We start from the raw sequence: 13563 nt of genomic DNA on the forward strand, positions 1-13563 counted from the left end.
AAACTTTTCGGAATAACGCGGGTTCATACTGGCATATTCAGTAAACCAGATTAACCTATCCTGTTATGAAAACCAGTATGCATATCGCACTGAGTCTGCTGATTGTTTCGGCCGTACCAGCGCTGTCGTTTGATCGGAAACCCAGCCCGGGTCATAATGTTGTAGCAGCCGATACCATGCCCAAATCGGCGCGAAAAGGCGGAAAGATGATGTCGAAAAAACGGGGTACGTCCAAAGTATCGAGCCGGGTGGAGGAAGAGCGTTACCGCAACGCAGCCACCGACGACGGCACGGCCATCAACAACAGTAACGTTACGAATTACAATTCCGACGCCGTGACGAACGCTCCGACGGGCGTGGGTAGTGCAGCCGCAGGTCCGGCAGCGACGCCGAAGCCCAAAAAACGGGGTAACCGCTAGGGTAATCCCCGCCTGACGGGTGTAATCACCAATGGGCTGTCGGTCGGGCAGTGATTATTGCATGGGCACGACTTGCCTCGCAATAGTCACTGCCTCTCGATGTTTAGGCAATCTGGTGTTTTATGCTTTAGTTTGATGCCTGTTGGTAACGGTATGGAGCAACGCACGGGTGATAGGCTCGTCTATAGACGTTGTTTACTCAGCGAAAATATTGTTAACCAAAAAGGATACATTTACCCCGACGGGCTTTATAATTGGATTAGCATTTGATTAAAATGCTACTCTGTTCCTGTAAAATTCATCTCCAATTGGTGCGTATAATTACCTCCTTGTGAAACGTCAATCATCCCTGGTCTCGGAAAGTGTCCTGATCGAGAAGTTGGTCCAGCGCGATCAGAAGGCATTCCACTGGCTATACGATCAGTATTCGCCTGCGCTTTACGGTGTTGTGTTGCGGATTGTGCGCGAAGAAGAGCATGCTCAGGATCTGGTGCAGGACATCTTCGTCAAAATCTGGAAAAATCTTGATGCCTACGACCCCAGCAAGGGTCGCCTGTTTACCTGGATGCTGAACGTAGCCCGCAACACGGCAATCGACGCGTTGCGCGCACAAAAATCGCAGCCTTCTTCAGCCAACGCAATCCGTACAGATGAAGAAAACGTACATGTAGTTGATCGGCAGCATAATACCCAGCAACCTAACCCCGAGCATATCGGCATACAGGATGTGGTCAGCCAGCTCAGGCCCGACCGTCGACAGTTGATCGACCTGGTGTATTTTGGTGGCTACACCCACGAAGAAGCGGCCGATGAACTAAATCTGCCTCTCGGTACGGTCAAGACCCGTATTCGCGCGGCTTTACAGGAACTGAAACAATTGTTTAAGTCATGAACGTAGAAGAGTACATAGCTTCAGGCATTCTGGACTCATACGCAGTCGGCGCGGTTAGCGATCAGGAACTGCGGGAGGTTAACTGTCTGGCGTCTATATACCCCGAAATTAGGCACGAGCTCGACGAGCTGATGCTATCGGTGGAGAACTACGCCCTGCTGCACAGTATAGAACCACCAACTGGCCTGCGGGACCGGATTGCTAGTCAATTGACGTTTGAGGAAGCCGACGATAATAACACAATCGTCCGGCCGCTACCCCTTGACCGGGAAGCGCCCGTTGCCGCCACACAACCATATACGTACAAAACGACCTGGATGGTAGCGGCTGCGGCTGCGCTGCTGGTCCTGTTTTTTTCGTATTTCCTGATCACCCAGCTTCAGTCGAACCAGAAAGCGATGGCCTCACTGCGGGAAGCCAACGAATCGATGCAGAATGAACTGAAGCAGACGCGTACCAGTCAACAGCAAACCGAGCAGACGCTTGCCATGTTGCGGCAGCCCGGCACCCGCACGCTGGAACTGCGTGGCAACGACAAATCACCCAAGGGCGATATCCTGGTGTTCTGGAATCCCGGCACCAAGCAGGTGGCCGTCGAAGTAAAATCGCTGCCTGCCTTACCCGCCGACAAGCAGTATCAGCTGTGGTCGCTGGTTAACGGTAAGCCGATTGATGCTGGCGTGTTTGATGGTAATCTAGACGGTACGGCCCTTCAGAAACTGAACCGGGCTATTGCCGAAGCCGATGCGTTTGCCGTTACGGTAGAGAAACGCGGAGGAAGCCCAACGCCCTCGATGGAGACACTGCTGGCGATGTCACCTACTGCCTAGCAATGGGAACGCAGCCCCACAATTTTACGTTTTACTTACGAAGCCCGGCCACTCGCCGGGCTTCTGACAATACCTACTGAACGAACTATGAAAAAGACACCCCTATCGAAACTGTACGCTGGCCTGCTGGCTGGTATCCTGCTGATTCCCAGTCTGTCGAATGCCGCTGGAGATCCACTAAAAAAGACGATCAGCGATACATCGCCGGGTGGCCGTCGGGTGGTGAAGACCAACGCCGAGTGGAAGAAAACACTCACGGCTGAGCAGTACTATATCTTGCGCGAACACGGTACGGAGCGTGCCTTCACCAGCCCACTCAACGACATCCACGAGCACGGCACGTTTGTGTGTGCTGCCTGCAAAAACCCGCTGTTCGTGTCGGATACGAAGTTTGATTCGGGAACAGGCTGGCCGAGTTTTTATAAGCCCATCGCGAAAGATGCGGTGAAAGAGAAAGTCGATAAGTCGTATGGCATGGCGCGGACCGAAATTCTGTGCAGCGTGTGCGATGGTCACCTCGGTCACGTGTTCGATGACGGCCCTAAGCCAACCGGCCTGCGCTATTGCATGAACGGAGCCGCCATGTTGTTTGACAAAAAATAAGAGACACTTCGCACGAAACAGCCGACCCCGCCAAGGGTCGGCTGTTTCGTTTTATGGCTGGGTGGCCGTTGGGGCGGCCGGTGAATCGGATGGGCGGTATGCGCGAGATGGGCCGAAATACGTTATATTTGAGACCCCGCCAGTACGTAAATACAACCTTCGGGGGACTCAGGAAACCCTGAACCAACCTCTTATTCGCAACTAATCGCATGAGTGAAGATAGGAAGCGATTCCGCGCTGTCAGGCACGCCTTTGGCACGTTCCGGCAGCGAATTCGACGGCGCCGGGCGCAGCTTGGTGATGTCAGACGCGGAGTCGGCCGACACATTTACCGGCAAACGGCCCGCGTAGCCGGTGAAGAACGCGTCAGTGCCTGGTCTGAAAGCTATTACGAGTACCGCGACCGCCTGCGTTCGTTTGTTCACCGCTACGTCGACCCCAATAGCTGGTATTATCCGTATTTGAAAAACGGCACCCGCTTCGCGATGATCGGGGCATTGCTGCTCGGGCTGTACGTCTTCGTAATCAATTACAACTTCCTGTACCTCACCGGCCCGATGCCGAGCGTGGAGGAACTGAAAAATCCGAAGCTCAATCAGGCGTCGGAGATCTACTCGCAGGACGGGGTGATGATCGGGAAGTTCTACGCCGAAAACCGCACGCCCATCAAGTTCGAAAACATTCCGAAACCGCTCATCAGCGCGCTCGTCGCGACGGAAGACGTGCGGTTCTTCTCGCACGGCGGTATCGACCCCCGGGCCATTGGTCGGGCTGTGCTGAGCCTGGGGCGCGATGGCGGTGGGTCGACGATTACGCAACAGCTGGCCAAGAACCTGTTCAAGACCCGGCGGAAGCAGGATACCGGTCTGCTGACCCGTATTCCGGTGGTCCGGACGATCGTTTACAAGTCGAAGGAATGGCTAATGGCGTTGAAGCTGGAGCGTAATTTCTCGAAAAACGAAATCCTGACCTATTACTTCAATACGGTTGACTTTGGCAGTAACTCATTCGGGTTGAAAACAGCCGCCCGTACGTTTTTCGACAAAGAGCCCGACAGCCTGAACGTGCAGGAAGGGGCTGTGCTGGTTGGTTTGCAGAAAGCAACGACGGCCTATAACCCGCTGAAAAACCCCAAACGGTCGAAAGATCGGCGGAATATCGTGCTGGCCCAGATGGCGAAGTACAAGTTCCTGACTAAAAATCAGGCCGATTCGATCAGTGCCCTGCCGCTGGTAACTGACTTTACACCCGAAAATCCGTACTCCGGCCCGGCCAGTTACCTCAAGAACGCGGTGCAGGATTTTGTGAAGAAGTGGGGCGACGAGAACGGCTACGATCTCTACACCGATGGGTTGCGCATCGTAACGACCATCGATTCACGCATGCAGACCTACGCCGAGAGCGCCACATCGGAAAAGATGAAGAAGCTCCAGCAGGCGTTCAATGATCACTGGGGCGACGAAAATCCGTGGACCGACGAAGACGGCAACGAACTGCCCGGCTTTATTGATTCCGTAGCCCGCCGGACCGAGCGTTACAAATCGCTGAGCCGTCGTTTCATGCCGCTGTACCCCGATTCGATCATGTACTACATGAAGAATAAAAAGTACAAGATGCGGGTGTTCAGCTGGAATAATAAGCGCGGCTACGACTCAACCGAGATGACGCCGTACGACTCCATTGCTTACTACAAGCATTTTCTACAGGCGGGCATGGTGGCCATGGACCCGCACACGGGCTACATCCGGGCATGGGTCGGTGGGCTGGACTACGATTATTTCAAGTACGACCACGTCAAACAGGGCAAGCGGCAGCCGGGATCGACCTTTAAGCCGTTTGTGTACACCACCGCCATCGACGACACGCTCAGCAACATGAGCCCCTGCGACCGGATTACCGACAAACCGTTCCGCAAGGATTACCGCGAAAACGGCGAGGATAAAGTGTGGGAACCCCGCAACTCGACGGGCTACTATACCTATTCGAGTATGACGCTGCGTCGGGCAATGGCCCGGTCGGTCAACTCGATCACGGCTGAACTGACCGATCGGGTAGGGCCGGAGCGGGTGGCCGAATACGCGCATCGGATGGGCATAAAAAGCCGGCTCGACGCTGTGCCGTCGATCGGGCTTGGCTCGTCGGACGTGTCGCTTTACGAACTGGTGGGCGCTTACTGCACATTCGTTAACGACGGTGAAGCCACCGACCCGATCATTGTGCAGCGGATCGAAGACCGGGATGGTAAAGAGATTCAGACCTTTACAGCGACGACCCGACGCGCAATCAGCCCTGAGTCGGCCTTCCTGATGCGCTACATGCTACAGGGTGGTTTGCAGGAGTCAGGTGGTACGTCGCAGAGTTTGTGGCAATACGATCTGTTCAAAAATCGTAACGAGATTGGGGCTAAAACGGGTACGACGTCCAATAACTCCGACGGCTGGTTTGTCGCTGTGTCGAACAATCTGGTGGTGGGGGCCTGGGTCGGCGGTGACGATCGCAGCATTCACTTCCGATCGACCGATCTGGGCGAAGGAGCCCGAACGGCCCTGCCAATCGTTGGTACGTTTCTCCAGAAAGTCTACGCCGATCCGAAGTTCAAACCGTTACAGGGGCCATTTCCGAAGCCGACATTTGCGGTGACGAAAGAGTACGAAGGATGTAGCTACCCGGATGATGAGGAAGAATCGGACGAATCTGATTCGACGAGTACGAATAGCGAAGCCACGGATTCAACCTTTATTCAGACTGCCCCGCCTACCGAGCCGACTACCCCGCCCGATACGACGGGTAACCGATAGTACACGTTGACCCGCTCAGGCGGGTCAACGTGTTTATGGCGCGGTTCATCTGGTTTGTAAAAAGGGAACGTGCTTGTTTTATGTGGCATTTGGGTCTATGTTGCGTCGTTTATTTGGCTTACGGCCTATTTAGCCATACATTGTATTTTATTGTCTTAGCTAACCTATGCAGTCGCAGTCGCAATCGCTCAACGGCATGAATCAGTCGCAGAGCCAGAAGCCCACCAATTTTAGTTTTTCCGACTACCGCACCGAGGATTTTTTTGATGAAATGTTCGTCGATGAAACGCAGGTACGTTCGGGCTACGCGCCGTTCCAGCAACGCGTCGAACAGCTGACCTGCGAAGACATGGTGAGCCGGCAACATGCTGCCGAGCGATCGCTGATGAGCATGGGTATCACGTTCAATGTGTACTCGGAAGGCGAGGGTACTGAGCGGATTATGCCCATCGACATTATCCCGCGCGTGATCGAATCGGCCGAGTGGGATCGGCTGGAAGCAGGACTCATTCAGCGGATCAAGGCGCTGAATATGTTTCTCGACGACGTATATAACGATCAGCGGATTCTGAACGACGGCGTGGTACCCCGCGATCTGATCGAGTCGAGTAAGTCATTCCTGCCCGTCTGCATGGGGGTTCATCCGCCGAAAGGCATTTGGTGTCACATTACCGGTACCGACCTGATCCGGGGTGAAGACGGGCAGTTCATGGTGCTGGAAGATAACCTGCGCTGTCCGTCGGGCGTGTCGTACATGCTCGAAAACCGCGAACTGACCAAGCAGACGTTCCCGGAAGTGCTGGCAAAAACCGGCGTTCGGCCCGTATCCGACTACCCGACGCGGTTGCTGCAAATGCTTCAGTTCATTGCCGACCGGCCCAACCCGACGGTGGTCGTGCTGACACCGGGCATTTACAACTCGGCTTACTTCGAGCATTCATACCTCGCCCAGCAAATGGGTGTTGAACTGGTCGAAGCACGGGATCTGGTCGTGTCGGGTGGTTACGTGAAGATGCGAACCACGAAAGGTTTCCAGATTGTCGACGTCATTTACCGGCGCATCGACGATACCTTCCTCGACCCGGAAGCGTTCAACCCCGACTCGATGATTGGGGTACCGGGTATTTTCGAGATTTACAAAAAAGGCCGTGTCGCACTCGCCAACGCCCCCGGAACCGGCGTTGGCGACGATAAAGTAATTTATGCGTACGTGCCCCGCATCATCGAGTACTACCTCAACGAAGAGCCGATTATCCCGAACGTACGGACCTACATCTGCCGCGAAGAGGAAGACTGTCAGTACGTGCTCGACAACATTGAGCAACTGGTCGTGAAAGAAGCCAACGAAGCGGGCGGCTACGGGATGCTGATCGGGCCGAAAGCCGACAAAGAAGAGCACGAACTGTTCCGGCAGAAGATCCGCGAAAACCCGCGCAACTACATCGCCCAGCCGACGATTTCGCTTTCGCGGGTGCCCTGCCTGGTTGGCGACCGGGCGGAGGGGCGTCACGTCGACCTGCGTCCGTACATTCTCTACGGCGATGGTGTCAACGTAATTCCCGGCGGTCTGACGCGCGTTGCCCTCCGCAAAGGCTCCCTCGTGGTCAACTCCTCGCAGGGTGGTGGCGGCAAGGATACGTGGGTGTTGTATTAAGTTTGAGGTTTACTGTTTAACGTTTAAGGTTGCTATCGCGGTGAAAAGATTGACTGCGGCAGCAACCTTAAACGTTAAACAGTAAACCTTAAACTATCTTTACCGCCGACCAACCCTGCCTGCTTTGCCGGATCTGAGTATCATCATTGTCAATTACAAAACGCCCCGACTGATTCTCGACTGTCTGGCGTCGGTATACACCCATACCAGTGGCATTACGTTCGAGATAATTATCGTTGACAACCAGTCGGAAGACGACAGTCGGGATCAGGTGATGGCCTACTACGCCGACGTCCGCTGGTTTGATATGGGGTATAATGCCGGGTTTGCGCGGGCAAATAATCTCGGTATTCAGCACGCAACGGGCCGCAACGTGCTGTTGCTCAACTCCGATACGCTGCTGATTGATAACGTACTGGCCCGTTGCGTTCGGGTGCTGGATGAACAGCCCGACGTAGCGGCTGTGGGTGCGCACCAACTCGGGGCTGACGGAAGCCTGCGCCCGAATCTATACACGACATTCAATCAGATGCGCCGGGCGTTCTACATCCTGCCAGCGGGGCAGCGGTCTGAAGACTGGCTCAGCCGTCAGTTACCCGACCCTCAGTTTGCCGACCCCGCGCAGGTCGAATGGCTGTCGGGCGCGTTTCTGATGACCCGCCCCTCGACCATTGCCAAAGCGGGTGGGCTGGATGAATCGTTTTTTATGTACGGCGAAGACGTGGAGTGGGGCTATCGGCTCGGTAAGCAGGGCCGGTTGCTACTCTTGCCCGACGCCCGGTTTATTCACCTCGAATACGGTAGCAGCGACAACAGTAAGCACGTCGTAACACACATCAACCGCTTTCGGTCGCAGATTCAGGTATCGCAGCTGTTGTGGGTGCGCAAGCAGTATGGCGTAGGGGCCTATCTGCTGCTCATGGCCCACTACGAACTGCTTGTGCCGGTGGTCTTTGCGGGGAAGATGCTCATCAACCTGAAGAACCGAAAATCACCGTTTCTGGAGCTGGACAATCAGCGGATGTTTGCCCGGCAGGTAGGAATTTTTGGCCGTTTTTTCTGGAAAACTATATTCAATCGGTCCGGGCTGTACAAGGTCTGAAAAACACAGGTTTCAGGTGGCCCAATTAATACGCTTTCAGGGTGAATATGCGTTGTATTTGAAATGCGTCAAGACTATGCGTTTACTGTACAGATACGGGCTGACAGCCCTTTTTTTCGGGTTACTGTTGCTGCCGTACGTGAGTCAGGCGACGCACGTACGAGCCGGTGAAATCACCACTCGGCGTTTGTCGGCTACGTCGCTCAGCTATGAGGTGACGCTGACGGCTTATTACGACGAACGGACCGGTGCCGCTGCCGCCCGCGATGCGAACTCGTACACGTTCTGTTTCGGCGATAACACGACGGAGTCGGTCAACCGGCAGCTACCGATTCGGTTTATCAACGGGCGTACGTCGTCGATCAACATCTACCGGACGACGCACACCTTTCCGGGGCCGGGTGTCTACACGATCAGCGTGCAGATTGCCAACCGGAACGCCGGTACGATCAACCTCCCGCCACCGGCTACGTCGGACAACCTGACGTTCTTCGTCTCGACCACGATTCTAATTCCGACGAACCTGGGCCTGAACTCGACGCCGGTGATGCTCAACCCACCCCTCGACTCAGCTCGTGTTGGTCAGCGGTTTTGCCACAACCCGGCGGCTTACGATGCCGACGGCGACAGCCTGGCTTACCGTCTGAGCAAACCACAGGAAGGCTTGCCTAACAGCTGCCGGAGCCGCGTAATTCCGGCTTATCAGGATCCGACCGTTTACAGCACCACCAGCGAGACGGGAGGTGCGCCCAGTTTCACGATCGACTCCCGCACCGGGCAGCTCTGTTGGGATTCACCTAACCGAATTGGTCAGTTCAACTTTGCCTTCATTGTGGAGGAATGGCGCAATGGCGTACTGATTGGCGAAGTCACCCGCGATATGCAGATTGTGGTAGTCGATCAGCCGAATAAACGACCGCTGATTGCGGGGGCGTCGCTCTGCGTGGAAGCGGGTACGCTGATTCAGCAACCGATTACCGCCACTGACCCCGATGGACAACGGGTTATCATCAACGCCTATGGCGGACCACTGAACGTACTGGCGGATGGGTCGCCACTGCCAGCCAGTTTGAGCGTTCCGCAGGAATATGCCCGGCTCATCAACGGCGGGACACCGCTGGCGCAGCCCGGTACGGCTACGTTTTATTGGCAGACCAACTGTAACCAGGTCCGCAATCAGCCGTATGATATTACCCTAAAAGCCAGCGACGTGCCGCCTCGTGGTACGACTACGCTTGTTTCGTTCGCGACATTGAGTGTGAAAATCATTGCCCCTGCCGTGCGTAACCTCACTGGCCGGGCCAGTGCCGTGGCCGGGGGCCGCGCCATCCAGATCAACTGGGCGGCTTATAGCTGTGGCCGCATCGTCGACGTGGGCCTCGGACCTGATACGACCAAACTGATTATCTACCGGCGCGAGGGAAGCTGTTCGAACATCCCATCCGTCTCCTGTACGACTGGCGTTCCGGCGGGACTAGGCTTCACGGAAGTTGGTCGGGTGCCTTACACGGCTACGACGTTTACTGACACTACGGCTCTCCGACGGGGCGTCGTTTACTCCTACATCATCGTTGCCCGTAACCCCGGCGACGTCAACAACGGGGGCTTGAGCCTGCCGTCTCAGCAGGTGTGTCTTGAACTCCCGCGCCTGACGCCCGTGCTGACGCAGGTCACCGTCGACAGTACCAACGAAACACGCGGGCGTATTACCCTGCGCTGGGCCCGTCCCCTCGACCTGCGGGCGGGTGATCTGGGTGCGCCTTACCAGTACCGCATTCAGCGGGCGACGGGCTTGAGTGGCACGGCGTTCACCACTATTGGCACGGTTAGTACCAACCTGGACCGGAATGTAGTCGATACGGTTTATGTCGATCAGGGTACTTCAACCAGTGCGCTCAACACGACTGCCAATGCCTATCGCTACCAAATCGAGTTCTTCTACACCGACCCCACAACCCGGCAACTCACCTCGCTGGGCGTGGCTGATGCGGCTTCGAGTGTGCGGCTTAGCACGGCTCCGGCCAACCGGAGCGTAGTGCTAAGCTGGCAGACAAACACGCCCTGGAGCAACGACAACCAGACCCATATTGTCTACCGCAGTCGTTCCGGCCCCAACGGTCCGTTCAACCGCATCGCCGACGTATCTGTGCAGGGTAGTGGTACCTACACCTTCACCGACACGGGCAACGATACCTACGTAGCCGACGGCAACACCAGCCGCCAGCTAACCGCCGACAGCAGCTACTGCTACCGGGTGACGACGCAGGGCCGTTATACCGACACGCGGCTGGCGGTGTTTGGCATACTAAAAAACGACAGTCAGGTCAGTTGCGCCATGCCCACCGATACCACCCGGCCCTGCCCGGTCAATCTAGGTCTGGATAGTCTGAACTGCGCCAGCCTGTCCCCCGAGAGTCAGTGCAACCTGAGCAGCTTTACCAATAAGCTGCGCTGGCGTCAGACCAGCGGGGTTAACTGCGATCCCAACGTGGCCAGCTACAAAATTTACTACGGCCGATACAGTCAGGATACGCCCGCGCTGCTGACCAGCGTCAACGCACCTACGACCACATTTGACCATAGTAGCCTGACGACGGTGGCGGGTTGTTATTACGTAACGGCGGTAAATGCGCGAGGGCAGGAGAGTGTACCGTCCAACCGTGTCTGCAACGATGCCTGTCCGTATTTCGCCCTGCCTAACGTGTTCACCCCCAACGGCGACGGCAAAAACGACACCTTCCAGCCGATGCGCTGTGCGCGGGCGGTAGAAAGCGTCACGTTTGTGGTCTTCAACCGCTACGGCACGAAAGTATACGAAACAACGACGGCGGTGCTCAACTGGGACGGCCGGGCCAGCGATGGTACGGAGCTGCCCAGTGGTCTGTACTACTATCAGGCCACGGTTCGGTACGCGGTACTGGATCGCAATACCCCAGCGCAGGTCTTCAAAGGCTACGTGCAGATTCTACGCGAAGGGGTCAGCATGCGGTAAGCACCGACACACAAAAAAGGGGGCCTTGTCGAAACAAGGCCCCCTTTTTTGCGTAAGCGTAACTGTTACATAAACCGGTTAAGTAGCCACCAGACAGCCAGTATGAACAGCGCTGTCGCTATGACGAAAATCAGCGTCCAAGGGCCGGGAACGAGAGAACCTTTCCGTTTCATCACCTGATAGCTACTTGCCAGAAGATCGTTTACTTCATGTTGTGGTAAACCGTCTGCACATCGTCGTCTTCCTCGATGCGCTCGATCAGCTTCTCGACGTCGGCAACCTCTTCGTCTGTCAGTTCTTTGTAGTCGTTCGGGATACGTTCAAATTCGGCCTGTTTGATTTCGTAGCCTTTTTCTTCGAGGAATTTCTGAATCGCACCGAAGGCCGTAAATTCACCATAAATAACGAATTGCTCCGTCTCGTCGTCGAATTCGATTTCGTCGCCACCTATGTCGATCAGTTCCAGTTCCAGTTCTTCCTGATCGATACCTTCGGCCGGAATCCGGAAAACTGATTTACGATCGAACATGAAGTCGAGCATACCCTGTGTGCCGAGACTACCGCCCAGCTTGTTGAGATAGCTGCGAACGTTGGCAACGGTACGGTTGTGGTTGTCGGTTGCCGTTTCGATTACCAGCGCGATGCCGTGGGGCGCGTAGGCTTCGTACACGATCTCCTTGTAGTCTTCCTGATCTTTGGATGATGCCTTCTTGATCGCCCGGTCGACATTGTCTTTCGGCATGTTGGCCGCCTTGGCATTCTGGATGATAGCCCGCAGCCGACCGTTGGAGTCAGGGTCAGGGCCCCCGCTTTTCACGGCCATCACGATGTCTTTTCCGATGCGGGTAAAGGTTTTGGCCATTTGGCCCCACCGTTTCATTTTCCGGGCTTTCCGGTATTCAAACGCGCGTCCCATTTTCTTGGTTTGTGGTTCGAGGTTTAACGTTTAACGTTCATGGCAATCGAAGTCAACCTTGACCGTTAAACTTGAAACATTAAACTTACTGAGCAATTTCTTCCGTATTCAAAACTGGTACGTCGACCTGGCCGCGCATTAGGTCTTCGAAAGTATCGCGCTGCCGAATCAGGTAGGGCGCACCGTCGTAGACCAGCACTTCCGCTGGGCGGAACCGGGCATTGTAGGTCGAGGCCATGCTGAAGCCATACGCTCCCGCATTCTCGAACGACAATACATCGCCGGGCCGTACTTCCGGCAGAGGCCGATCGGTGGCAAACGTATCAGTTTCGCAGATATAACCAACAACCGTATACGGCTTTTCGTCGCCTTCCGGATTCGATACGTTCCGAATGTCGTGCCACGAGTCGTACATCATTGGCCGAATCAGGTGGTTCAGACCAGAGTCGACAGCCGCAAACGTCCGGGTTGGATTCTCCTTGACAATGTTTGTCTGCACCAGCAGATGTCCACTCTCGCTGACCAGGAATTTGCCCGGCTCAAACCACAGTTCGAGGTTACGACCGTACCGCTCGCAGAACGCCTGAAAAGCAGTACTCACTTTCTGACCCAGATCGGCAATGTCGGTTACGTGATCGCCTTCCTTGTAAGCAACTTTGAAACCGCTGCCGAAGTCGATAAAGCGCAGATCCGTGTAGTCGGTTGCCATGTTGAATAGCACGGCGGCACCGTCGAGAAACGCACTGGCGTTTTTGAAATCAGAGCCGGTGTGAACGTGTAGCCCGACAATGTGGATGGCGTACTGCTCCACGATCCGGCGAATGTCGGCTCGTTGCTCCACCGAAATACCGAACTTGGAATCGGCGTGGCCGGTCGAGATTTTCAGGTTACCGCCTTCGCTGATGTGCGGGTTAATGCGAATACTCACCGGGACGCTGCCGCCGTAATTCTGCCCTACCCATTCGAGCAGCGACAGGCTATCGACGTTGAGCTGTACGCCCAGTTCGATGGCTTCCCGAACTTCGTCGAACGAAACCCCGCTGGGCGTGAACATGATCTGCTCCGGAGCAAACCCGGCCAGCATACCCATTCGTGCTTCGTTGATCGACACCGAATCCATCTCGACGCCCTGCTGCCGCATTAGCTTCAAAATCGACACGTTGGTCAGGGCTTTTGCCGCGTATTTTATGCGCAGATTTACCCCGCTAAATGCCGACCGTAGGTCGCCGATTTTTTCGATAATTTTGTTAGCATCGTACACATACAGCGGCAGACCAAACTGCTCGGCTATGCTGAGTACATCGACGCCCTGAATCTGGTAGCGGGCCGACCGACCCGAAGATGGTTCAAGTTGCAT

At 55.4% G+C, this 13563-nt stretch carries 10 protein-coding genes; 8 read left to right on the forward strand and 2 right to left on the reverse strand.

The window, feature by feature from the left end; translation table 11 throughout:
- The first annotated feature begins 65 nt into the window (after positions 1–65).
- The 8 genes from HH216_RS11090 to HH216_RS11125 all read left to right on the forward strand — a co-directional run bounded on the left by HH216_RS11090 (position 66) and on the right by HH216_RS11125 (position 11290).
- Positions 66–419 carry a hypothetical protein gene (locus tag HH216_RS11090; RefSeq protein WP_169550875.1) on the forward strand — a complete coding sequence of 118 codons (354 nt, stop codon included), beginning with the start codon at positions 66–68 and terminating at the stop codon, positions 417–419.
- A gap of 331 nt (positions 420–750) precedes the next feature.
- Positions 751–1311 carry an RNA polymerase sigma factor gene (locus HH216_RS11095; protein ID WP_169550876.1) on the forward strand — a complete coding sequence of 187 codons (561 nt, stop codon included), beginning with the start codon at positions 751–753 and terminating at the stop codon, positions 1309–1311.
- Positions 1308–2141 (forward strand): anti-sigma factor, encoded by an 834-nt coding sequence (locus HH216_RS11100; protein WP_169550877.1) that lies wholly within the window; start codon positions 1308–1310, stop codon positions 2139–2141. The genes HH216_RS11095 and HH216_RS11100 overlap by 4 nt, the downstream gene beginning before the upstream one ends.
- 87 nt (positions 2142–2228) lie before the next feature.
- Complete coding sequence (gene msrB / locus HH216_RS11105; protein WP_169550878.1) at positions 2229–2744, forward strand: peptide-methionine (R)-S-oxide reductase MsrB; 516 nt, start codon at positions 2229–2231, stop codon at positions 2742–2744.
- Positions 2745–2953: 209 nt separating this feature from the next.
- Positions 2954–5542, forward strand: coding sequence for a penicillin-binding protein 1A (locus tag HH216_RS11110; RefSeq protein WP_169550879.1), 2589 nt, complete (start codon positions 2954–2956; stop codon positions 5540–5542).
- Between the two features lie 166 nt (positions 5543–5708).
- Complete coding sequence (locus HH216_RS11115; RefSeq protein WP_169550880.1) at positions 5709–7196, forward strand: circularly permuted type 2 ATP-grasp protein; 1488 nt, start codon at positions 5709–5711, stop codon at positions 7194–7196.
- 124 nt (positions 7197–7320) lie between these two features.
- Positions 7321–8298, forward strand: coding sequence for a glycosyltransferase family 2 protein (locus HH216_RS11120; RefSeq protein WP_169550881.1), 978 nt, complete (start codon positions 7321–7323; stop codon positions 8296–8298).
- Positions 8299–8374: 76 nt separating this feature from the next.
- On the forward strand, positions 8375–11290 hold the full coding sequence (locus tag HH216_RS11125) for a T9SS type B sorting domain-containing protein (RefSeq protein ID WP_169550882.1): 2916 nt from the start codon (positions 8375–8377) through the stop codon (positions 11288–11290).
- Positions 11291–11492: 202 nt separating this feature from the next.
- Here HH216_RS11125 and HH216_RS11130 read toward each other — a convergent pair whose 3' ends face one another.
- Entirely contained in the window at positions 11493–12206 is a 714-nt protein-coding gene (locus HH216_RS11130; RefSeq protein WP_169550883.1) for a YebC/PmpR family DNA-binding transcriptional regulator, read from the reverse strand.
- Positions 12207–12291: 85 nt separating this feature from the next.
- Positions 12292–13563 (reverse strand): diaminopimelate decarboxylase, encoded by a 1272-nt coding sequence (gene lysA, locus HH216_RS11135; protein ID WP_169550884.1) that lies wholly within the window; start codon positions 13561–13563, stop codon positions 12292–12294.

Origin of the sequence: Spirosoma rhododendri (assembly GCF_012849055.1) — a bacterium.
Taxonomy (GTDB): domain Bacteria; phylum Bacteroidota; class Bacteroidia; order Cytophagales; family Spirosomataceae; genus Spirosoma; species Spirosoma rhododendri.